Source organism: Salinirubellus salinus, assembly GCF_025231485.1.
GTDB lineage: Archaea > Halobacteriota > Halobacteria > Halobacteriales > Haloarculaceae > Salinirubellus > Salinirubellus salinus.
Map to the genome: position 1 here is coordinate 2,042,896 of NZ_CP104003.1, position 22,294 is coordinate 2,065,189.

At 63.8% G+C, this 22,294-nt stretch carries 16 protein-coding genes; 10 read left to right on the forward strand and 6 right to left on the reverse strand.

From position 1 onward, the window contains the following. Nucleotides 1–638 precede the first annotated feature (638 nt). Nucleotides 639–4,616: a type IV secretory system conjugative DNA transfer family protein gene (locus tag N0B31_RS11115; protein WP_260643938.1), complete on the reverse strand. Its 3,978-nt coding sequence runs from the start codon at nt 4,614–4,616 to the stop codon at nt 639–641. Between the two features lie 679 nt (nt 4,617–5,295). Here N0B31_RS11115 and N0B31_RS11120 point away from each other — a divergent pair. Further along, nucleotides 5,296–6,141 carry a DNA-binding protein gene (locus N0B31_RS11120; protein WP_260643939.1) on the forward strand — a complete coding sequence of 282 codons (846 nt, stop codon included), beginning with the start codon at nt 5,296–5,298 and terminating at the stop codon, nt 6,139–6,141. A 167-nt stretch (nt 6,142–6,308) separates the two neighbouring features. Here the strand turns inward: N0B31_RS11120 and N0B31_RS11125 are convergent, their stop codons facing one another. Then, on the reverse strand, nt 6,309–6,719 hold the full coding sequence (locus N0B31_RS11125) for an ArsR/SmtB family transcription factor (protein WP_260643940.1): 411 nt from the start codon (nt 6,717–6,719) through the stop codon (nt 6,309–6,311). Nucleotides 6,720–6,817: 98 nt separating this feature from the next. Here N0B31_RS11125 and N0B31_RS11130 point away from each other — a divergent pair, with 98 nt between their 5' ends. The 9 genes from N0B31_RS11130 (at nt 6,818) to N0B31_RS11170 (ending at nt 15,619) form a co-directional block, all read left to right on the forward strand. Beyond that, entirely contained in the window at nt 6,818–7,438 is a 621-nt protein-coding gene (locus tag N0B31_RS11130) for a DUF7509 family protein (protein WP_260643941.1), read from the forward strand. An 85-nt stretch (nt 7,439–7,523) separates the two neighbouring features. Then, nucleotides 7,524–7,937, forward strand: a complete 414-nt coding sequence (locus N0B31_RS11135) for a helix-turn-helix domain-containing protein (RefSeq protein ID WP_260643942.1) — start codon at nt 7,524–7,526, stop codon at nt 7,935–7,937. Between the two features lie 448 nt (nt 7,938–8,385). Beyond that, nucleotides 8,386–8,697 (forward strand): ATP-binding protein, encoded by a 312-nt coding sequence (locus tag N0B31_RS11140; RefSeq protein WP_260643943.1) that lies wholly within the window; start codon nt 8,386–8,388, stop codon nt 8,695–8,697. Between the two features lie 6 nt (nt 8,698–8,703). Continuing rightward, nucleotides 8,704–9,195, forward strand: a complete 492-nt coding sequence (locus tag N0B31_RS11145) for a type II toxin-antitoxin system VapC family toxin (RefSeq protein WP_260643944.1) — start codon at nt 8,704–8,706, stop codon at nt 9,193–9,195. Between the two features lie 625 nt (nt 9,196–9,820). Continuing rightward, nucleotides 9,821–11,521: an ABC transporter substrate-binding protein gene (locus N0B31_RS11150; protein WP_260643945.1), complete on the forward strand. Its 1,701-nt coding sequence runs from the start codon at nt 9,821–9,823 to the stop codon at nt 11,519–11,521. Nucleotides 11,522–11,554: 33 nt separating this feature from the next. Beyond that, nucleotides 11,555–12,541, forward strand: a complete 987-nt coding sequence (locus N0B31_RS11155; RefSeq protein WP_260643946.1) for an ABC transporter permease — start codon at nt 11,555–11,557, stop codon at nt 12,539–12,541. Nucleotides 12,542–12,587: 46 nt separating this feature from the next. Then, nucleotides 12,588–13,496: an ABC transporter permease gene (locus tag N0B31_RS11160; protein ID WP_260643947.1), complete on the forward strand. Its 909-nt coding sequence runs from the start codon at nt 12,588–12,590 to the stop codon at nt 13,494–13,496. 54 nt (nt 13,497–13,550) lie between these two features. Beyond that, nucleotides 13,551–14,570 carry an ABC transporter ATP-binding protein gene (locus N0B31_RS11165; protein ID WP_260643948.1) on the forward strand — a complete coding sequence of 340 codons (1,020 nt, stop codon included), beginning with the start codon at nt 13,551–13,553 and terminating at the stop codon, nt 14,568–14,570. Next, a complete protein-coding gene (locus tag N0B31_RS11170; RefSeq protein WP_260643949.1) occupies nt 14,567–15,619 on the forward strand; it encodes an ABC transporter ATP-binding protein in 1,053 nt (350 codons plus the stop codon). The genes N0B31_RS11165 and N0B31_RS11170 overlap by 4 nt, the downstream gene beginning before the upstream one ends. A 101-nt stretch (nt 15,620–15,720) precedes the next feature. Here the strand turns inward: N0B31_RS11170 and N0B31_RS11175 are convergent, their stop codons facing one another. The 4 genes from N0B31_RS11175 to N0B31_RS11190 are packed head-to-tail and all read right to left on the reverse strand — an operon-like array spanning nt 15,721 to nt 22,140. Then, a complete protein-coding gene (locus N0B31_RS11175; RefSeq protein ID WP_260643950.1) occupies nt 15,721–17,679 on the reverse strand; it encodes a CocE/NonD family hydrolase in 1,959 nt (652 codons plus the stop codon). Continuing rightward, on the reverse strand, nt 17,676–18,476 hold the full coding sequence (locus N0B31_RS11180) for a creatininase family protein (protein ID WP_260643951.1): 801 nt from the start codon (nt 18,474–18,476) through the stop codon (nt 17,676–17,678). Before N0B31_RS11180 ends, N0B31_RS11175 begins: the two co-directional genes overlap by 4 nt. After that, nucleotides 18,473–20,146: a hydantoinase B/oxoprolinase family protein gene (locus N0B31_RS11185; RefSeq protein ID WP_260643952.1), complete on the reverse strand. Its 1,674-nt coding sequence runs from the start codon at nt 20,144–20,146 to the stop codon at nt 18,473–18,475. The genes N0B31_RS11180 and N0B31_RS11185 overlap by 4 nt, the downstream gene beginning before the upstream one ends. Continuing rightward, nucleotides 20,143–22,140 (reverse strand): hydantoinase/oxoprolinase family protein, encoded by a 1,998-nt coding sequence (locus N0B31_RS11190; RefSeq protein WP_260643953.1) that lies wholly within the window; start codon nt 22,138–22,140, stop codon nt 20,143–20,145. The genes N0B31_RS11185 and N0B31_RS11190 overlap by 4 nt, the downstream gene beginning before the upstream one ends. Nucleotides 22,141–22,294: the final 154 nt, after the last annotated feature.

Consider the following 22,294-nt stretch of genomic DNA (forward strand, 5'->3'; position numbering starts at 1 on the left):
GTTTGGAAGATTTGGAGGGGTCGGCAGCTCCGGTAGCACTTCGGCGTCGTGGGTCCCGCCGGCCCGAGCTACCTGATTCAAGGAGAGAGTCCCGGCCTTCAGGCCGGGCGTGAATCTGACCGCTTCCGACACGTACCACGTGTTTATGCTGGCCGGGGTCGTTTCTCCGGTAACTCAACGCGGAAACGTGGAGGTGGTTTGGCGTTCCTCCCGTCGGCGTGGTCGATACCACACCTTCGACCGGACTCACGTCCACCGACGCACCCGCCGAACGGTGGGCATCAACAACGCGAGCCTGCCGGGGTTGAGCGTCATCACCGTGGCAGAGAGGTGACGCAGGTCGATGGCACGACCCGTGCCCGGACGCCTCGAAAGAGTCGTTCGGGAGCATCCCCCAACTCCCTCGTGGGCGGCGGGGATGCACGGTGCAAGGAGATACCGCGTCCGTCTGGACGCCGAATACGCCACATCCCTCGCGGGACTCACGTATCGCGCACAAACCGAGACACCCCGCTCACGCGGGTGGATTTGCCCCCGTCGGACGAACCGGAGTCCCACGCACCGTTTTCGGTGGTGCGATGGCCAGCCCGACCCCGAGCGCGGATGGGGAACCCTCGCCGTTTACCCCGAGGAGGATGTCATTCCGCCATCCGGTCGCGGATCCACGTCAGCGGATAGATGCCCGTGAACCCTGGCTGGTCGATGCGGAACTGCTGGAGCGGCGTCGCCTCTGCATAGGTCTGGGTGACGCGTGGCTCGCCATCGAGGGGGTCGTTGAGCGCTCGGAGGAGCTTGTGTCCGTCCGATTGGGTCATCGTGATCCAGATGGCCTCCTCGGGCTCACACGCGGCGATCTTGTCGTAGTCCGCTGGCGCGGCCGCGGCGAGGTCGTTGTTGATGCGCTCGACCTCGATAGCGACGACGACCTCACCCTCGCGATCGAGTCCGACGATGTCGAGGCGGTCGGCGTTCCCCGAGGGCTCGTCCGCATCGTGGTTCACCTCGTAGTAGGGAACGACCTCGACGACAGGTGAGTCGGCGTCGTCCAGGTAGTGCGTCTCGAGATATCGCCGCCCGGCTTCGACGCCGAGGGTGTGTTGACTCGACTCGCCGAGGTCGCCCGTGCCGTGGCCAAAGGCGATACCGCGGCGATGCCCCTCGTTCAACAGGGCTCGGCCCTCGCTCGTCACCGTGTACAGGCGGTGGGGGTGGTCACCACCGTGGCTGAGCACCCCGGCGTCGAGGAGTTCGTCGACGGCTTCGGACTCGATACCGACGTACTCCTGGAGCCGGAGCATACTGTCGAAGACGAGGTCGAACTCGGGGGCCTGATAGCGGCCCTGCTGGGCGTTGTAGACCGCTTGCAGGAACATGAGCTGGGCATCGGTGTAGCCGGTGTCGTGGCGTTCGTTCGCGCTGAGCTTGAGCGTCAACTCGGTGATGGGGACGTCGTCTGGATTCGTCGACCCATTGGGGTGGCACTCGAGCGCGCGACGCATCCCCTCGGGGCCGGGGTCGTACGTCGCCTCGCAGTGCTCGCAGACGATGGCGTGGCGCTCAGCGTCGTAGCGAAGCCCGCTCGGAAAGCGCGTGGTGTACGGGAGCGGGGTATCGACCCGTGGCCGGCGAGCGTCGTCGTCACGCGGGTCGGCGGGGTCGGTCGGCTCTCCGTCGGCGGTGTAGCGCTGCGTCGTACTGATGGGGATGCCGGCCTCCTGCACGGTGCGGTGGCGGCATCGGGCAGCGGCGGCCTCGTACAATACCTGCTCGGTTCGGTCGAGTGACTCGTCGCTCGCGGGGTGCCCACGCGGCGGGCTGGGCGAGGCGAGCAGGCAGGGTTGTGGTGGCGTCCCACCGAACGGTGCGGGCAGACTCGCGAGCCACTGGCCGGGGCGGAGCCCACGCATCCGGGCAGCCATCGCCGTGTCGTCGATCTCGTCGGTCGCGAGGCGTTCGGCCAACTGTGGGTCGTAGCGGACCGGGCCGGCGAGGATGGTGCCGACGTCGTTCAGCACCTCGTCATAGGCCCGCTGGGAGGCCGCCTGCAGCTGGCGGGGGAACTGCATCGCGAGCGTGATCGAGAGGCCGAAACTCCGCGATTGCGAGAGAAGCTCACTGAGTAGCCCCGTATCGGCGACCGTGGCCGCCTCTTCGATGTAGCAGTTGACGAGCGGTCGGTCGTCGTCGTCATCATCGCGGGCGGCCCGTCGCCTGAGCGCCGCCCACAACTGCGAGAGGACGACCAGCGTGACCGCCCGTTGTGCGTCGTCGCGTAGCCCACCCGTGTCGATGATGATCGTCGCTCGCTCGTTCAACAGCGCGTCGAGGTCGAAGTGGGGAGTCGCTCCCTCGGTCTCAGCCTCAGCATCGGAGGCTGGGGCGACGTAGCCGAACAGGCGGGCGAGTCGGCGGTCGGCCGGTACCTTCTCGATGCGGGTGAGGACACCCTGCATGATGGCCTGGAAGGTATCGCCGTTGGCTTCGACGACGCCCGCCAGCAGGTCGGCGAGTTCGTCGTCGACGACGGGCGGCGGGGCCTGCCGGGAACGGAGTCGGCGGGCGGCCTGTTGCAACGCGGCGTGTGAGAAGGCGTCCGAGCCGTTGACCGGGTCGAACAGCGCCTTCAGCAGGTAGGTGATGACGTCGGGGCTGCGTTTGGCCTCCCCGTAGCTGTCGGCGCCCATCAGCCCCTTGACGATCTCGACGTAGTGGGTGATACGGTCGTCGACCGCGGTCTCGCGGGGGATGCCTGCCTTCAGGTCGGCTCGGATGTCGAAAAAGCCCATCGCGGGGAGCACTCGACTGCAGTCGAAGTAGTAGACGTCGTTGAGATTTCCGTAGCGAGCGTAGTGTGCCTGCAGGAGCTCACTGGCCATGCCATCACCCTTCGGGAGAAGGGAGATATCGGCGCCGTCGGTCGCGGCGCGATTGTCGATCATAGCTCGATCGAAGAGTGTGGACTTCCCGACGCCGGTCGGGCCGAAGATAGCCATGTGTAACGACTGCAGTTCTGGTGGAAGCGCGAGCAGGTCGCCCGCCTCGTCGTTGTGATCGAGGAGGTGCCCAAGCGTGAAGCCCGTGGTCCGGTAGCGCCGAACCTGCTCGGTCGAGAGGGGCTGGTGGGCGCGTTGCTCGGCCGGCGTCGGTGCCAACGCCCGCCGGGCGGGCTCGGGGAGCGTCGCGCCGCTACAGAGCGTGAACAGCGAGAGGGTGGTCGGGTCGGTGACGATGCAGGCCGACCGATTCTGCGTCCACGGGAGCTTCGTCATGAAGCGGTCGTGGTCCGGCGCGGCATGTTCTCGATTACGGAGTGCACTCCACGCCCGCTCCGAGTCGACGTCCTTGCCTTCGAGGTGGTAGTGCTCGCCGCCGGCGTGCTCGAACGCACTCCGCAGGGCACTGGTGAGCGCGTCGAGTGACCCATCGCCGATCGAGACGCTCTCAGACGCGACAGCTTCCTCCCTGTCGGCGTCGTCGTCGAGATGAGTGGTGGGTCGCACTTCGCCTTCGGCGGCCGTGGCGGCCCCGTCAGTGGCCGCTGGTGGGACGACCTGCGACGTGTGCTGGTCGAAGTCTGGTTTGCAGACGACCGCTCTGGCCGTGACGGCGAAGGCGTGGGTCGCGTCTTTCGTCTCGAGGTCGGCCAGCCGCGACTCGGTGAACCGTGAGTAGTTGCGCTCATCCGCGTCGAGGTGCCGTGTCGTACCGGTGTCGTACTCACGCCGGTACACGCTGTCGCTGTATCCTGCATCTTTGTGCTGGCGACGCTCGTACGAGCGCTTTGCCTCGCGCATCGCCTTGCGCTCGGATGGAGTCCCGAAGATAAACGCGGCGAGCTTCCCACCCCACGTCTCGACGCCCTCTTTCAGGTCGTACTCGCGGAGTTCGACCGCCCACGTGTAGTCCTCGAACGGCTCGACGAGTGCCTGGTAGACGGCCGGATACGGTGACTCAGCTAACAGCGACGCGACGTCGGCGAGCGGCGGTGCCGTCGAGTCCCGGTGCTCCGGGTTCTCGAACGCATCGTAAGGCGTGAGCCGCGTCTGCCAGTCCTGACGACGCTCGCCACGACCCTGCCACTGAATCGCTCGGACCGGGGTCGGGTCGGCAGCCCCGGCCGTGTCCTCGGGCTGGTCGCTACCCCCTCCGTTTCCGGTGGAGCGACATGACAATCCTTCTGTAGCTGAGCGTTCGGTCCGGGTGATTTCGTAGCCTGCGGGAAACAGTTGGCCGGCGAGTCGCTCGATCGTGTCGAGTTGGCTCACCGGCTCGCACCCGAGGTAGTACTCGAGCGTCGGTTCCGGGCCACCCGGTGCGACGAGGAGCACCTCGAGGCGGACGGGCGTGGTCTCATCGAGGCCCAGCGCACCACGCAGCGTGGTCGTCTCGAACAGCGCGTCCCGGATGCCCGAGGCGCCGGAGTTCGTCACCTCGACTGCCCGGTGAAGCCGCTCGAGTTGACCGACGAGCGTCTTCGGCTCGAGTGGGGTATCGGTCGGGCGGACGTGGAGATACGGCCTGGTGTCGCTCGATGTCGCGTCGTGGGCGTTCGACGCGTTCTCGCCGTCGAGGCGGGCGTCAGCTTGACTCGAGCCCCCCGACTCGTGGTCAATCACCGGCTTCCCGCGCTGATTGCGCGATAGATTCGGCGTGGCCGACGGCGACTCTCGATATGCGGATTATCGTGGGGGATTCCCATCACCCGCCGCTTCGCTACTTCTCCGCATATATGCATCTGCTGTCACAGTGGAACATATAGTGGAACGAGAACGAAATCTCCACGCGAGATGACGTGTCACGGGACGAGGCGAGGGTGAGAACGGCTCGAAAGCCCCCGGGCGCTGGGCTCCCGCGGCTCGCTGCGCGCCTCGCAGGCTCGGTGCTTGCGTCGCCGGGGTTCGCCCAGCCCCCGGCCCCTTTCAGTCCCACCCGGTTGCTTGTGTAGGGGAGCGTCGTCTCGTGGACGGCTGGTGTATGCTCGACGTGCGCCCTGCTCGCCAGCCCGGTCGCCTGCGGGGAGTTCGTGCCTCCCCGGCACGCCAGCATTATGCGCGGTTTCGGTCGGCTCGCCGACCGCCGCTCGCCGACGCGAGAACCGGCATAAAGCTGGCCACTCCTCGCGGGCTGGGCTGGCGCGCACGGCTGTTTGTGGCCGTCTCGGATGCCGCGCCACTTCGCGCCCAGGGGCGCTCAGTGAAGGCGCGAAGCGGCGCGGCGGCTGGTCGGTTCGGTGTCGAAACCCCGTTGCAGCGGGGTTGTCGGCGTCGTGGAGACGCCTTCGGACTAGGAAGTCCAATGAGTAGTAGATACACAATCGGTGAAGAAGTTTCGGGCAGTGAACAGCAGACTGAACGGTTCGAGGTCGCAGAGGAGCCGGAGCTCAGAGCGACGGTCGAGATGGAGGTCCAGGCCAAGGTGGACACCAACCACCCGGATGCGCGACGGGCTGGGATGACGCTGGAAGCAGAGGAGCGGATGGCGGGGCGTGAGATGGAGATCGAACGGACGAGTCGGCGGGTCGAGCTCTCGTTGGAGAACGACAGAGAGGCTCGGACGCGGCGGGTCGCGGCGCGAGGGAGTCGCCAGCGGCGGTGTGCGTTCGACGAGCGGGCGGCGAGCGTGGAACCCGAGTGTGAGCCTGGGCTGGACGACCCGAGAGCGCGGCTATCGAAGCAAGAGCTGGCGGGGGTGAATCAAGAAGCAGACCGGTTGGCGAGAGGACTGGGAGGTTGGAAGCGGCCGGCGTACGCCAAGCGGTTGGCCGAGCACGTCGTCGAGGGGGCGAGTCTCCTGACGGCGAGCCTCCGGGTGGTCGAGCAGGTGAAGACGGGTCCGGGACTGGTGGTGCCCATCGCGAAGATCGGCGAGGTGCCGAGTCGGGAGGTGAGCGTGTCTGGGCGAGTGAAAGCGTTGTGGACACCGAGCAGCCCTACAATTGCCCAAGTCGGACTCCTAGAGGACGAGACGGGGACGACGAAGCTGACGGTCTGGAAGCGTTCGGATTCGCCATGGCTGGCCGAGGGCGAGCGTATCCGTGTGTACAAGGCGGCCAAGAGCTGGTACGGCGGCCGGGTCCATATCGCGGCGACCGGGTGGACCGAGATGGCGTTCCCCGACCGGGAGGCGTGGTGGGCTGAATAGGGCCTGACGCCCGATTTTTTGCTGGTGTGGGCGTCGGGCTGTCGACGCTCTCGGGTGGCTGGTGTGTGGTCCCTCCCCAGCCGACGGGCCCGCCGCTTCGCTCCGGCCCCGCCCCTCGCGCGTTCTCGGCAAGCCGATTCATCGCGCGCCTTGTTCCGTGGGTTGACTTAGGCGCTCGAACTGTCGTACATCTCTGCGAATGCCTGCTCGCCGCGGATCAACTCGTCGACGCCGTCAGTGAGGGTCACCTCACCGAAGACAGTCGCCCGATAATACGTGTACAGGCCGTCCTGTCCACGCTCCGTCCGCTGGCGCTTCTCGACGAGACCGACGTCGACGAGCTTGTTCAGGTGGTAGTGAAGCGTACTGTCGTCGATTTCGAGTACCTCCTCGAGCTCCTTCGGACTCATCTCACCGCCGTGGACGAGTCGGTAGAGGATCTCGTAACGGGTGCGCTGACCGACAGCAGCATGCATCGCGAGATACTCGTCGAGACTGAGAACGCTCTCCTCGGGCAGCAGGTCCTCTGGGTCGTCCGGGAAGTCGCCGTTCACCCTCGGCGGTTGATCCGTCGCCATCGTACGTCACGCTACGAGCCAGCTACGCTTAGTCATTGTCAAGCCAATAATCCCCAAAAACACGGCTTTTTATACACTACTGCTGAATACCCACGTCCATGACTGTCGAGGTCACGCGAGAGCTGATCGTCGAGCGGCTCGGGAGTGTCACGTACGACCGCTTTCTGTTCTACCTGATGGGCCCCTACAAGTCATTCAACCTCAACTACGTCCTCAGCGAGGAGGAACGGCGTGAGTTCGAGGTGGAGGATCTACCTGGACCCCTCCGCCGACTCTTCCAGAACAAGGAGGATATCGATGCTGCGCAAGCGCTCTTGCGACGCGTCCAAGGAGAACTCCGAGCCAACCCGGGGATGAACGCATTTCTCGCGCTCGACGTCGACATCGACACGGACGACGTAGACGCAGTGACACAGAGCATCGAGTACGCACGGTGTAGCAACGCGACGGCGTTCGTCCTCCCGTTTCTCGGCCACAACTTCGGCGTCGGCGAAGAGGCTGGTAGCATTCTGGAGAACCTCGCGGACACGCACGGTGAACGGCTGGTCTTCATCCACGAGGACGACGTGACGAGTGCGATGATTCGGTCGGCGTCGATTCGGTGGGACCTTCGCGTCGAGACCTACGATACCGAGGACGAACTCGTGGCCAAACTACGCCGATTCGCCGGCGGGATCATGCACCGCGAACGGCGTGGGGGACTCAGTCGCTTGGAGTAAACTACCGAGCTAATCAAAGGTGCCTTACTCCAGAGTAGTTTACTCCAAAGTAAACTACTTGCTGGCAGGGTGTCTACCGTCTCGTATGAGTACCGATTTTGGGGCTGCGGGGGAGATCGAGTCCCGCGAACTCGTCCACTTCGTCACCCAGCAGACACGCTTCACACTCGTCAACAACATCCTCCAGCACCCCGACCAGCTCCCCTCGATGTACGAACTCGAGGCGCTCAACCCCAGCGTGAGCGACGCGACCGTCTACAAGCACATCCAGAAGCTCATCGATGCCGGCATCGTCAGAGAGGTCGCCCTTGAGGACGACCAGCGCAGGCAGGGCTACCCCTGGAAGTTCTACGGTCTCACCGATGACGGCCGCGAGTTCCTCGAGGAACACAACCTGCTTGCAGCCGAGGAAACCCTCCAGCAGATCTACGAGACCATTTCTGATAAGCCCGAGAAGATGGTCAAGTACGAGAACGCACCCCGCCCCACCGACAGCTAAGCTACGCACCCTCCGTATGGGCCGATTTCCAGCTCGATAGTGGACTTGCGAACGCCGATACGGCCCCTATGTGTAACCTTGTGACTCTCTGCGTTCGCCATACCAGCAGTGGGAGGAGCTCAGCCCGCTTCGTCCAGATATCCGGAAGTAGACTTTCCGCTCACCAAGCTGTACTCCGGTTTGTGATGGGGGAGCAGTTTGAAGATTTGCTTCCCTCCCCAGCCGACGGGCCCGCCGCTTCGCTCCGACCCCGCCCCTCGCGCGTTCTCGGCGGATCCGATTCATCGCGCGTCGGGCTCCGTGAACTCGATTAAGAGGGACGTGGAATGCCGACCACGTCACGGATTTGTGTCGAACTGGTTTGACGGGTACGTGCTTCATGGGATTTGCTATGCGAACATGTTATACCTCATGAGATTGTAGAAGACAGTTGTAATTGAGGACTCCTATGAGCAGGAACAACACCAAGCACGTCCAAACCGAACTGAAAGAGGACGAATACGAACGATTCCTCGAGTTCGCCAGGGAACATGGGCTGTCGCTCAAGGAAGCTAGCCACGAGGCGCTTATCGAGTGGGTCGAACGACAGCAGCGAGCAGACCCAAACGACCGAGCGTTCACCGTTCTGGACGAGCTCGATGCGGACGCTCTTCCGGAGTCAGCAGAGACGGATGCTCGCGAGGAAGACGATCTCACCGGGGAGTGGCACGGTAGCGAAGAGTCGTTCACGCTCGCTGATGATCCGCCCGGGCAATCCTGAGCTCGCATGGTAGAGTCAGTTGAGACCCCTATCGGAACAGTCACCCCCGAGCATTTCCGTCCGGGCCACGTTCGGCATCAGGTCGTTGTCGGCCCGAAGTTCCTGTACGCGCTGTTCAACCCCCGCGATCAAATGCATGCCGTTTCACGAGCGTTTCTGACATTCCTTCGCGACGGTGACCTCCCCTATCGTCGACTCATCGTCAACGAACATATCGTCGACGAGGCGGCCACACGGCTGAAAAAGCAGGCTTCGATGCGGAATGCAACGTCGTTTCTGACGACGCTCGACGAGAGTGCGCTCTATCAGCTTGAATCCGTCCCCGAGACCGTCTTCACTGATGCAAAAGCGACGTTCATCGAGTGGGCCGATCTAGATGCGTCGTTCACCGATTTCATCGTCGCCACACATATGGACGCGTTGGAAGTCAATCACATTCTCACGTACGACCGGCACTACGATGCGTTCGATGTGGCGACGCTTCCATATCGAAATTAAAACCCACCACTCTCTGGTATCTCAGCCTCGGGAGGTGTACAGCGGGTATGTCACGGTGACCTCCTCCTCGCCGTAAACGGCGAGGCTTCCCACGTCCGCACCGCAACGCTGGGTTGGGAGATTTACTGGTTGACGACTCGTCGGCATGACGAGTCGATGGCGGGGCCACACCGCCGTTACTCCTATCCCCGGCAGGGGGACTCGGAGTTATCTTGACCGAGACACCACAGCGGTTCGAGAGGGTGTCTCGAACGTACTGGTTCTCGGAGTCCCGATATTGTGCATTTAGGTGGCGGTGAAACCGCCTCGGTGTACCTCATTCTGCCGTTCGATGTTACTTAACTATCCGTTTTAGCGTCAGAGCATGGGTCGTCGAAGAATTGTCGGATTCACGCCCGCCGTAAACGGCGGGATTCTCTCCTCGAAGAAAGATAGACGGTATGAACGTTTCATACAGAGGCGCAGGAGGTTTGGAGAGGTGTTCATTGCTCACAACCAATTTTAATAGAAACGGTAGATACGTTGCGAACACCTGACAGTGATTCACAAACGAAATCCGTTCACACGGCGCTGGGCCAGAACGGAGCTCACTCTGAGTGAGAACTGTCACCCATAACCACAAACAATGAGTAACGACATCTCAGAGCAGATCAGCTTGGATCGTCGCCGCTTCCTCCGTGCGACTGGTGGGAGCACCGCACTGGCCATGCTCGCTGGGTGCGCCAGCGACTCGGGCAACAATGACCAACAGAGCCCCGATAGTACCGACACCACCGATGGGGGCGGTGGTGGCGGTGGTGGCTCGACGGACAACGAACTCACGATGATCTGGCCCGGCGGTGTCAACAACATCAATCCGCTCGGGTGGCTCACCATCCCGGACTACGACGCAGCCCGGATGATGTACGAGCCACTGACGAGCGTCGACACCGAAGGGCAGGCCATCGGGCACGTCGCGTCCGACTGGGAGACGACCGACAACGGTGCCAGTTACACGTGGTCGATCCAAGAGGACATCACGTGGCACGACGGCGAACCCCTCACCGCCGAGGACGTCGCGTTCACGTTCAAGGCGATCAAGCAGTACGAGTGGCCGTACCTCGGATCCCTCTCGAGTGTCATCGGCGACCCGAGTGAGATCACCGTCGAGGACGAGTACACGGTCACGACCCCACTGACCCAGCCGTATGCGCCGCTCCCGCTGGTCCTGGCCGACCTCGGACTGGTCATCCCGAAGCACATCTGGTCCGAGTTCGACAGCCCCGCGGACAAATCGAACACCGAGAACCCCATCGGCAGTGGCCCGTTCGTCTTCGAGACGCGCGAGCAGGACCAGTACATCAACTTCTCCGTCGACGAGGACTACTGGGGCGAGGTGCCCGACTTCGACACGGTTAGCGTCCAGATCATCTCCTCGACGGACTCGCAGGTCCTGAACATGAAGCAGGGTAGCGGCGACATGCTGCGTCTCCAGCCCGGTCAGTACGTCGAAGAGATCGAGAGCGCAGACAACCTCGACGTGGTCAAAGGAGGCTCGACGTACGTCACGTACATCGGCGTCAACACTAACCGCGACCCGCTCTCGGACAAGGCACTGCGCAAGGCGATGGCCTACGCGGTCGACCGCGAGACTGTCGCGAGCCTGGTGAACGCCGGCTACGCGACGCCTGGGTACTCCCCCATCCCCCCGGGGCTGGAGTATTACCACAACGCCGAGAGCAACAGCTACGCCTTCGACGCCGAGGAGGCACGGAGCATCCTCGACGAGAACGGCTACGAGCAACAGGGTGACGGCCGGGTCACGCCGAACGGCGAGCCGCTCGAACTCGTGCTCTCGATCCAGAACACGGGGAACTGGCCCCGCATCGCCGAGGTGCTCTCCCGGCAGCTCGGTGAGGTCGGGATCAGCGTCGAGGTCAACTCGATGGAGTCCAACGCCCACACCCAGAAAGTCTCTGTCGAGCAGGACTACGACCTGACGCTCAACACGTGGCGTGTCTGGTTCGACCCCGACCCGTTCCTCTCTCCGGTCTTCGAGGAGGAGGGGACCCTGAACACCAGTCAGTACCACAACGAGGAGTTCGACGAGCTCATGCAGCAACAGCGTCGGGCGACCGACCCCGCAAACCGGCAGGAGTACCTCTACGACGCGCAGGACATCCTGACCGAGGAGCTTCCGTGGGTCGTGCTATACTACCCGCAACTGCTCCACGGGATGCGTTCCAGTGCGTGGGAGAGCTTCAACCCCATCCCACGGTACGGCATGCAGAGTCCCTACGGAATCGAACCCGGAAGCGGTCCGATAGTCCAGCTCGACCCCAAGTAGCGTCAAACTCACCACCCCCACTCACTCTAACGAATGGCCGACAAATCATCGAAGAAAGCGTACATCGCCACGCGGGTACGGAACTACCTCGCGGCGTTCGCCGCCATCCTCGTGGTGAACTTCGCCATCCCGCGGGTGATGCCCGGTGACCCGACGACGCGGTTCGTCGGACCCGGCTTCACGGAGGAAGCCCGACAGGCGCTCCTCAGGGAGTTCGGACTGACCAAGCCGCTCGGCGAGCAGTTCGTCCTCTACCTGACGAACACGCTCACAGGCGATTTCGGCGTCTCGTTCGCCCGGTACCCGACGCCGGTCATGGAACTCATCATCCAGCGACTCCCGCGCACGCTGTATCTCATGGGTGCGAGCGTGACGATTAGCGTCGTCATCGGGATCCCACTGGGCGCCGTCGCAGCGTGGAAGTTCGGCGAGCGTGAAGATCTAGCGATCACTCAGTCGTCGCTGTTCTTCCGCTCCATCCCGACGTTCTGGCTCGCCATCCTCCTCGCGTTCCTCTTCGGGTACGTCATCCCAATCTTCCCGATTTCGGGGGCGACGAGCAGTGCGACCCACGCGTCGTTCCTCGATTACTTCCTCGACCTGTCGTACCACACGTTCCTGCCAGTCGTCACAATGTCTGCGTACTTCCTGGCTGGCTACACGTTCTTGATGCGCGGGAGCCTGCTCGACATCCTGCCCGAGAACTACATCAAAATCGCCGAGAGCAAGGGGCTCTCCGAACGCCAGGTTCTGTTCGGCCACGCGGTCTCACCGGCTTTCCCACCCGTCCTGACTCAGCTGGGCTTCCAAATCGGCCGCCTCGCTGGGGGGGCGGTGCTGGTGGAGACGGTGTTCAGCTACCCGGGTATGGGACAGTTGATGTTCGAGTCGGTACTAGCCCGCGACTACCCCGTCATCCAGGCGACGTTCTTCTTCCTCGCCATCATGGTGCTCGGGTCGATGTTCCTGGCGGAGATCCTATACACCGTCATCGACCCCCGGATCGGAGGCGGCGAATGACCCACCCACAGACGAGATATCCACGAATGAAAACAGAGGTACACCGATGAGTACGGCAGAGGAGACTAGTCAGGGGACCCAGAACCGCCGAGTCGAGCGGTTCCGTAGCTTCCTCGGTGATTTCCTCACGAATCGAAAGGGCCTCGCGGGAACCCTCCTGCTGGGGACGATCGTCTTCATCAGCGTTGCCGCGCCGCTCATCGCACCGTACGACCCCGAGGCCTACGGAGTCGGAGGCGCACTCGCACCTCCCTCGGCTGCACACCTGTTCGGGACCGACGACCTGGGACGCGACGTCCTCTCTCGGTTCCTCTACGGTGGGCGTATCTCGCTCCTAGTCGGGGTGACCAGCGGCGTCGTCGCCACGCTGGCGGCGACGCTCATCGGCGTGCCCGCAGGGTACTACCGTGGACGTATCGGCCGGTGGATTACGACGGCGATCGACATGAGCCTCGTCTTCCCACCGTTCGTGCTGGTCGTGGTCTTCGCAGCGTACGCGGGCAGCAGCGTGTGGAACATCATCCTCATCCTCTCGCTACTCTCCTGGCCGATTCCGGCCCGGACGATCAAGGCGAAGACACTCAGCGTCCGCGAGAACGACTTCGTCGAGTCCACGCGAGCGCTCGGCGCCTCCGACACCCGCATCATGCGCCAGGAGGTGCTCCCCAACATCCTGCCGGTCGTCTTCGCGAACGGCATCCTCCAGATGGTCTACACCATCCTGATGGAGGCTGCGGTCGGCTTCCTCGGCCTAGGTGACACCGCACGTATCTCGTGGGGAACGATGCTCTATTTCGCCCAGAAACAGGCCGCGCTGAGCAGTGGCGCCTGGTGGTGGATGATACTTCCGGGTCTCGGCATCGCACTCGCCGCGTTCAGCTTCATCCTCGTCGGAAGCGCACTCGACGAGGTACTCAATCCTCGCCTCCAGCGGCGGACGTGGGGTGACGACTGATGCGTTCGACCTCGACTGACTCGCCGCGCGAGCAACCCGGTCTCGACAGCAACCATGTCCACGAGTAAACAGACCCAAGACCGTCGTAGCAGCACCGACGAGACGCTGTTGTCCGTCCACGACCTCCGCACCTACTATCAGGAAGGTGAGGGCGACGTCCCAGTCCGGGCGGTCGATGGCGTCGACTTCGAGATCGCCCGCGGAGAGACGTACGGACTGGTCGGCGAATCGGGCTGTGGGAAATCCACCCTCGGCCTGAGCCTCATCCGCGCACTCCCCCCGCAGGGAGACATCGTCGACGGCGAGATCCGGTTCGACGGGCGGGAGATCGGCCAGCTACCCAAGTCCGAGGTCAAGGACGTCCAGTGGGCCGACATCTCGATGATCTACCAGGGGGCGCAGAACGCGTTCAACCCGGTCAAGACCGTCGGGAAGCAGATCGAAGAGCCACTCCGTATCCACGACACGGTCCCAGAAGGCGAGCGCGAAGCCCGCGTCGCAGAGTTACTCGAGATGGTCAATCTCCAGCCCGACGTCGCTGAGCAGTACCCACACGAGCTCTCGGGAGGGATGAAACAGCGTGCGGCGATCGCGATGGCCATCGCGTGTGAGCCGGACCTCCTCATCGCAGACGAGCCGACGACGGCACTCGACGTCATCGTCCAGGCGGAGGTGCTGAACATGCTCCAGCGCCTCCAGGACGAACTCGAGTTCGGGATGCTGGTCATCTCGCACAACCTCGCGGCCATCATGAAGCTCTCGGACCGAATCGGGGTCATGTACGGCGGGAAACTCGTCGAGACCGCCCCGTCCGAGACACTCTACGAGGCGCCACGCCATCCGTACACCGCGCGATTGCTCCAGAGCCTCATCGACCCACGGCGACCGCCAGATCAGGTCGAGACTATCGAGGGGACACCGCCGGACCTGCGTGATCCACCGAGCGGCTGTCGGTTCGCCGAGCGGTGTGAACTGGCGACCAGCGAGTGTACGGCGACCGAGCCGCCGTTAGAACCGGTGGGCAAAGAGCACGAGACCGCCTGCTTCCACCACGATAAGGTGTCCGAGCTATGAGTTCCGAGTCCACGAGCATCTCGACCGAGCCCACGGCAGATCCGATTCTCGAGGTACGGAATCTCGAGAAGCATTATGTCAAGAGCACCGGTTGGCTCGAATCACTCTTCGCCGACGAGCAGCGTGTGCGTGCCGTCGACGGAGTGAACCTCTCGATCGATCGCGGTGAGATATTCTCCGTCGTCGGTGAGTCCGGTTGTGGCAAGACCACTCTCGGCAAGACGCTGCTTCGGGTTATCGAGCCCACTGGAGGTGAGATTCTGTTCGACGGGACCGACCTCTCATCGCTCTCGTCGACGGAGATGCAGCAGATGCGAGAGCACCTCCAGATCGTCTATCAGGACCCGTTCGAGGCACTCAATCCCAAGCGAACGGTCCGCGGACTGCTCCGCCAGCCGATGGAGATTCACGACATCACCTCGGCAAAAGAGCAGCGCAAGCGCATCCACCGAGCGCTCGAAGACGTGAACCTCCTCCCGGCAGAGGACTTCCTCGATCGCTACCCAGAGGAGTTGAGCGGTGGGCAACTCCAGCGAGTCCTGTTCGCCCGTGCGCTCGTGCTCAACCCGGAGTTCATCGTCGCCGACGAGCCCTCGAGTATGCTCGACGCCAGCGTCCGTGCTCGTGTCCTCGACCTCATCGACGAACTCCGCAACGAGCGAAACATCTCGTTCTTCATCATCACCCACGACATCGGCGCCGCACGATATCTGAGCGACCGAATCGGGGTGATGTACCTCGGCCGTATCGTCGAGATGGGTGCCGCCGATGGCATCATCGACGACCCGAAACATCCGTACTCGAAGGCGCTCATCGAGAGCATCCCCTCACCCGATCCGACGGAGCCACTCGAGAGTTCGGGAATCGGCTCCGAGGTTCCAGAACCAGTGGACCTCCCCAGTGGGTGTCGGTTCCATCCACGCTGCCCCGCGGCGACAGAGCAGTGCCGGCAGGCCGACCCCGAGTGGCGAGACGTTCCCTCAGAGGACGACGACATCAGGATGACCGAGTGTCACGAGGTCGAGCCGAAGCGGACGCCGACCGACTGACGCCCACCAGCGCGAGGGGTTCGAGAGCCGGTGGAGCCGGCGGCTGCTGATTTTCCCGCGAGAGGACGACAGCCTCAAGGACAGGACTGCGAAGAGCTACCCTACTTCGACTGGCGTTTCTGTTCGCTGTAGAGCGTCTCACCGTCACGTTCGACGCGGTACTGCATCGTCGCGAACGACCGGCTGACCGAGTTTGAGACGCGAGACCGGACGGTCTCGGTCGGGTACCGGAGGGTCGTCACCGTCTCGCGGTCGATCGTCTCCGTGGAGAGACTCGACCGCCCGACAGCGGTCTCGATGGCCATCTCGTACTCGAACTCGGCGCCTGCGAGGGATTTCGTATAGGACTGTTCGAGTGTGACCGTCGCCGTGTCGCCGGTGTGGTCGGTCGTCGTCTCCCAGTTCGGGGGGTCCGGCTCGGGATAGACGCCCTGAGGGGACTCGAACGCACACTCATCTTCGAACTCGGGACTCCCGTCGTGGCGTCGGCCGGGGAGATGGAGTGTGGCGGGCATCTCCGGGGTGGATTCGAGGACGAAGCCGGCGCTGCCGTCGGGTGGTGAGACGTACGGGAAGAACGCACCACTGATGGCAACTCGGAGCTGGTGGCCCGGTTCGAAGACGTGCGACGTCGGTCGCAGCGAGACGGAGACGGCCTGCGGTTCGCCCGGCGTCAACGGGGTAGCGGACGCACCCGTTGTGCCCGCGGGGTCGATCTCTCCCGCCTCGAGTCCCGCTCGTGTGACACCGTGCGTGACCAGGGTCCCGGTCCCGTCGGGTGCGACGTCGACGACACGAACGGCGACGAGTTGGGCTGGGCCGTCGGGAACGACCGTGAGCGAGGCCGACCCCGTCCCAGTCAGTTCGAGTGCGTCCTCCAGGGTCTCGGTCTCGTACGTGAGCGACCGGACGTCGTCGCGTGTGGTGTCGAGGTCGGTGGCACCGGGGATCTCGAATCCGATCGAGTCCGTCCCGACGCTGTAATCGACGTCCCACCGGTCTGCGACCGGCGTCGGGTCGTCCGCGTCGGCCTGGAACCCCTCGTCGTCCAGCGTGAGTGTGATGTTCTCGGCTGCGTCCTCGACGGTCGGCCACGCCGCTCGGGTGCGCCACGTCCCTGCCGAGGGATCCTCCGACGTCGGCTGTTCGGTCCAGTACCGGACAGCTGGGGCCGAGTCGCGGCTCGGGCCACCCTCCGTGAGGTGGTCGTCGAACCACGCTTCGACCTCGCTCAGGAAGTCGATGCGCGCCGCGTCACCCTGCTCGGGCACGGCGTGTCGCCAGGGGCCCAGCACGACTTCGGTCGGCGCATCGATTCGCTCGGCGTACGAGACGGTGCCGCCGCCGAAGGCATCCCGATAGCCGCCGACGGCGAGCGTTGGCACGTCGATCTGTTCGACGGGGACGTCCTTGCGTGCCCAGTAGTCGTCTTTCTCCTCGTGGTCGAGATACTGGAACAGGAACGGCGTTCGATCGCGGAGCCCCGACAGTCGATCGTCCCACCGCTCGCCCCAGTCCGGAGACGACCGGTCGACGGGCGGTTGCAGTGGCAGATACTCGAAGTTGGGTGCCCACTGTCCACAGGTCCGCAGGTACGCCAGGACACCGCCGTCGAAGTAGGCGTCGTAGGCACGGACTGGTGCGTGAACCGGGACGATCGCTTCCAGCCCGTCGGGGGTCTGAGCCGCGACCTCAAGTGCTGTCGTCCCGGGGTAGGACTTCCCGATCATCCCCACGTTCCCGTTGGACCACGCCTGCTCGGCTAACCACTCGACGACGGCCGCACCGTGGCGCCCCTCGTCGGCAGTGAACGGCTCGTCGACCAGGCCGTCAGATGCGCCGGTCCCGACGGCGTCGGCGACGACGAACTCGAAGCCGGCGTCGACCAAGTACTCCACCATCGGGTCGGCCCGCGTCGCCGAGAGGTCGTCCTTGTGATACGGCGTATAGACGAAGACGACGGGTCGAGGGCCCCGTTCGGTCGGTTCGTGTCTCGTTGCGCGGACGGTCACTCCATCGACCGGAATCTCCAGCTCGTGGACGTACTCGTCGTGACTCATTGGCCCGCCTCCAGGGAAGCAGCCTCTACCGCCTCGATGAACTCCGCTGCATCGGCGACTAACTCCGCCCAGAGCTCCTCGCCTTTCTCCGCGGAGGCGAGCGTGGGGTCACCGACGTGGCCGAGGTCGCCGTCCTCCGGAGAATGCGCCGTGCTAGGGGTCAGTACCCGGTCGTCGTTACCGACGAGATTGAGCGTCCGATACGCGCCGGTCGTGGGACTCTCCTTGACGAACTCATCTTCGGCGACGAGTTCGGGATACCGGGCGAGCATGAACGAGGTCTCGAACTCGCCGCCGTGCATCCCGTCTTCCGGGTCGCCATCGCGAAGCCGCTGATGTACGGAGACACCGAGACGGAGTGGGTCGATAGCCGCAAACGTGACGCCCGGATGCTGCTGTTTGCGCTGTTGCATCGCCGTCTCGATGGCCGGGAGATTCGCGATGCGGTGGCCGTTAACCGTGATGACGTTCTCGAACCCGTGGCCAGCCAGACTCGCGTACACGTCTGATAGTACCGAAACGACCGTCTCCGTCGATAGCGAGACCGTCCCTGGGAAGCCGAGGTGATGGTCCGCATCGCCGTATGGAATGAGCGGCGCCACGAGGACGTCTGCTGCCACGGCTATCTCCTCGGCTAAATCACGCGCCTGAAACGCGTCTACGGCGAGCGGCAGGTGCGGGCCGTGCTGTTCGGTCGACCCGATCGGAACGATGACGGTCGGTGTTTCGCATTCTTCGAGATACTGTTCGACCTCTGGCCAGCGAAGTTCTTCGAGTCTGTGTGTTGCTCGGCTCACGTCGAGTCCTCCATATCGTCTGCGGTGGTGCGCTCGCTGTCGGTGTCGCGAGCGTCACGGTCGCTCGTGACTTTTCCATCTAATCGGTCCGACTCCTTTGCGCTGGTCGCTCGGTCGGCAGGATCACCATACCCCCCGCCTCCCGGCGTCCGGATCGTGATCGTGGTGCCGGCCTCGATATTGCGCGTGGCCTTTGCGGGGAGTGGCTCACCGTCAGCGAGGTTCGCCCCACGCGCGCCCGGTTCGCCCCCAGCAACGCCCTGCGGGCTATGTCGCCGTCGCTCCGTCAACACCGAGACGACGGCATCAGTCTCAACGGTCAGCGAACGCGTCAGGCCGAGTCCTCCTCGATACTCTCCGTCCCCACCGCTGTCGGTGCGGAACGCGTACTGTTCGACGGTGAACGGGTACTCTGCCTCCAGCGCCTCGATCGGCGTGTTCAGTGTGTTCGTCATCCCGACCTGGACGCCATCCATCCCATCCTTGTTCGGCCGGGCACCGAAGCCACCAGCGATGGTCTCGTAATACGTGAACCCCTCACCCTCTCTGGTCCCGATGATGAGGTTGTTCATCGTCCCTTGCGAGTGTGCCGGGACTCGCTTCGGAACTGCCTCGGCGAATGCCGCGAACACGACGTCTGTGATCCGCTGGCTCGTCTCGACGTTGCCACCGACGACCGCGGCTGGCGGTGACGGGTTGATGATGGTTTCTGCCGGTGCAGTGACCTCGATATTGGCGTAACACCCGTGGTTCGGTGGGATCTCCGGGTCGGTGATACTCCGAACCACGAAGTACACGGCACTCTTCGCGACCGCGAGTGGGGCGTTCATATTCCCTCGACACTGGGCAGCGGTCCCCTCGAAGTCGACCTCGACTCGATGCCCATCGACCGTGATCGTCGCTTCGATAAGGAGGTCTTCGTCGGTAACGCCGTCTCCTTCGAGGACGTCGCTCGCCGAGTAGGTGCCATCCGGGAAAGCCTCGAGCTCGCCAGTCATCCGTGTTCGAGAGTAGTCGATGACGGCATCGAACGCTCTCTCGACGCGGTGGGTGCCGTGCTCGTCGAGCAACTCTCCAAGCCGCTCCTCTGCCCGGTCGTGGGCGGCGAGCTGGGCTCTGAGGTCAGCCCGTCGCTCTGTCCGATTCCGGACGTTCGCGAGGATGACGTCCATCAGCTCCTCGTCAAGGGTGCCTTCGGAGCGGAGTTTGACCCCCGGTAGACGAAGCCCCTCCTGGTAGATTTCGGAGGCGCCGGCTGGCATACTCCCCGGAGTCATTCCACCGACGTCGGCGTGGTGGGCCCGAGTTACGGCATAGCCAACGACGCTCCCCTCTGGTGCCAGCGTCGAGACGATTGTGATGTCCGGGAGATGCGTTCCCCCTTTGAACGGGTCGTTCAGAATGAACGCGTCTCCCGGTGCTGGGTCGTTCGTTTTCACCATCTCGACCGCGTCTGGCATCGCACCCAGGTGAACCGGGATGTGCTCGGCCTGAGCGACCATCCGGCCCTGCGCGTCGAACAGCGCCGTCGAGCAGTCTTGGCGCTCCTTGATGTTTGGAGAGTACGCACTCTGAATGAGTACCTCACCCATCTCCTCGGCGACGCTCTCCAGTTGATTTCTGAAGACCTCGAGCGTCACCGAGTCGATATCCCCCGTCGGTGTGGTCATGGCTCCACCTCCGTGAGGACGAGCGATCCGTTGTCCTGGACGGTTCCCTCCCATGACGGTGGAATGACCGTCGTGCTCTCGTCCTGTTCGAGAACAGCCGGGCCGCTGACCGTCCGTCCGGGTGTCATAGGTCGCTGATAGATAGGCGTGGCATACTCTGTGCCATCGAAAATCGCGGTGTGCTCACCGAGTTTTTCCAGTGTCTCCGCGGCGACGGAACTCGACTGGATGCTCCGCGGGACGGTCGCTGCCGCACGGAGGTTCACCACCTCGATGCCCTCGTCGGCGGTGTAGCCGTACACACGCTCGTGTTTCCGTTCGAACGCTGCTCGAAGCTCCTCCGTGTCGACGCAGTCCTCTGCCTCGACTTCAAGCTCGAAGCTCTGGCCAGTGTACCGGAGGTCCGCAGACCGCCGAACGGTCACCGCCTCTTGGGCCGTCTCGACAGGCAGGTCTGAGACGAGTCCCTCGTAGATGGACTCGAGTTCGTCGCTGGTCGTCTCGCCGAGTGCAGTCTGATGGGTCCGGACGGCGTCGTACGTTTCATCAGCAGCTAGCAGACCGTAGGCCGAGAGGACTCCCCCCACGTGCGGGACGACAACGGTGCCGATGTTCAGGCGCTCGGCGAGCGCAACGGCGTGCATCGGCCCAGCCCCACCGAAGGCGACGAGCCCGAACTCACGAGGGTCGTGGCCTCGTTCGACGGTCACTGACCGAATTGCCCGCGTCATATTCGCGTTCGCAACGCGGAATACACCCCGAGCGGCTTCGAGCGCAGAGCCGAGGTCGGCCTCGTCCGCGAGCCGGTTCAGCGCATCGACGGCTGCGTCGTAGTCGAGGCCCAACTCGCCACCGAGCTGCGTTTCCCGATTGATGTACCCCAAGACTAGATTCGCGTCGGTGACCGTTGCTTCGTGTCCCCCACGCCCATAACAGGCTGGCCCGGGCTCGGAGCCAGCAGACTGTGGCCCAACGCGAAGGGCTCCGCCAGCGTCCACCCAGGCGATACTCCCACCGCCAGCCCCCACCGTGGTCACGTCGACCATCGGTACTCGAATCGGGTAGCCGCCGATTTCGCTGTCCGTCGTTCGCTCGACCTCGCCGTCGCGAATCAGGCTCACGTCGCTCGACGTGCCACCCATATCGAAGGTGACGAATCCTTCGAACGATGTGCTGTCTTCGGCTGCTGCCTGACTCGCACCGACGACACCGGCTGCCGGGCCGGACAGAACGGTCTGGACCGCGTGCGACCGAATCTCACCGGCATCCGCGATCCCGCCGTTCGACTGCATGATGCGGGGTTGCGGGAGGCCGAGGTCTGCCGCCCGGTCCGCTAGTCGGCTGATGTAGGAGTCTATCGCGGGTGTCACGTACGCATCAACCGCCGCCGTCGAGGTCCGTTCGTATTCCCGGAACTCGTTGAGGACCTCGTGCGAGGCGGACACGGAGACGTCGAGTTCCTCGCGGAGCCGCTGTGCAACTCGCGACTCGTTCGTCTCGTCGACGTACGCGTGCAGGAACGAGATTGCGACACTCTCGATATCCCGTGTCTGAAGGCGATCGATTAGTTCCGCTATCGCATCAGCGTCAGGCTCGATCTGCTTGCCCTCGGTCGTCGTTCGCTCGTCGAGCTCGAATCGATCACGCCGCCTGACGAGCGTCGGTGGTTTCTCCGCTTTGAGATCGTACAGGTCCGGTCGAGTCTGCCGACCGATCTCGAGAACGTCGCGAAACCCATCGGTAGTTACGAGCGCGGTCCGGGCGCCATCACTCTCGAGGAGCGCGTTCGTAGAGACCGTCATGGCATGTGAGAACTCGCTGATCTGGTCGGGAGAGATTCCAGCCTCGGCACTCGCCTGGCGGATGCCGCGAATGACGCCATCGCTCTGGTCGGCCGTGGAGGGGACTTTCGTCGTCGTCAGCTCGCCATCGGCGATGAGCACGACGTCAGTAAAGGTACCTCCAACGTCGACTCCGACTTCCGCATTCACCATCGGTGTCGTGGCCGCTGCACCGGCTCGCTTCTAAGGCCGCTTCTCGGCGCGCACTCGAGTCTGCTTGACCGCGCTAGGCCAGCAATCATTGGTAAGATATGGCATGCGGTAACGGTCTAAAATGGTTGTTAAGAGGACCCCACACTGTGTATGC

Excerpts from the sequence above, each read along its gene's own strand:
- N0B31_RS11120 (WP_260643939.1), top strand. The coding sequence starts at position 5,296 with ATGAGTAGTAGATACACAATCGGTGAAGAAGTTTCGGGCAGTGAACAG.
- N0B31_RS11125 (WP_260643940.1), bottom strand. The coding sequence starts at position 6,719 with ATGGCGACGGATCAACCGCCGAGGGTGAACGGCGACTTCCCGGACGAC.
- N0B31_RS11130 (WP_260643941.1), top strand. The coding sequence starts at position 6,818 with ATGACTGTCGAGGTCACGCGAGAGCTGATCGTCGAGCGGCTCGGGAGT.
- N0B31_RS11135 (WP_260643942.1), top strand. The coding sequence starts at position 7,524 with ATGAGTACCGATTTTGGGGCTGCGGGGGAGATCGAGTCCCGCGAACTC.
- N0B31_RS11140 (WP_260643943.1), top strand. The coding sequence starts at position 8,386 with ATGAGCAGGAACAACACCAAGCACGTCCAAACCGAACTGAAAGAGGAC.
- N0B31_RS11145 (WP_260643944.1), top strand. The coding sequence starts at position 8,704 with ATGGTAGAGTCAGTTGAGACCCCTATCGGAACAGTCACCCCCGAGCAT.
- N0B31_RS11150 (WP_260643945.1), top strand. The coding sequence starts at position 9,821 with ATGAGTAACGACATCTCAGAGCAGATCAGCTTGGATCGTCGCCGCTTC.
- N0B31_RS11155 (WP_260643946.1), top strand. The coding sequence starts at position 11,555 with ATGGCCGACAAATCATCGAAGAAAGCGTACATCGCCACGCGGGTACGG.
- N0B31_RS11160 (WP_260643947.1), top strand. The coding sequence starts at position 12,588 with ATGAGTACGGCAGAGGAGACTAGTCAGGGGACCCAGAACCGCCGAGTC.
- N0B31_RS11165 (WP_260643948.1), top strand. The coding sequence starts at position 13,551 with ATGTCCACGAGTAAACAGACCCAAGACCGTCGTAGCAGCACCGACGAG.
- N0B31_RS11170 (WP_260643949.1), top strand. The coding sequence starts at position 14,567 with ATGAGTTCCGAGTCCACGAGCATCTCGACCGAGCCCACGGCAGATCCG.
- N0B31_RS11175 (WP_260643950.1), bottom strand. The coding sequence starts at position 17,679 with ATGAGTCACGACGAGTACGTCCACGAGCTGGAGATTCCGGTCGATGGA.
- N0B31_RS11185 (WP_260643952.1), bottom strand. The coding sequence starts at position 20,146 with ATGACCACACCGACGGGGGATATCGACTCGGTGACGCTCGAGGTCTTC.
- N0B31_RS11190 (WP_260643953.1), bottom strand. The coding sequence starts at position 22,140 with ATGGTGAATGCGGAAGTCGGAGTCGACGTTGGAGGTACCTTTACTGAC.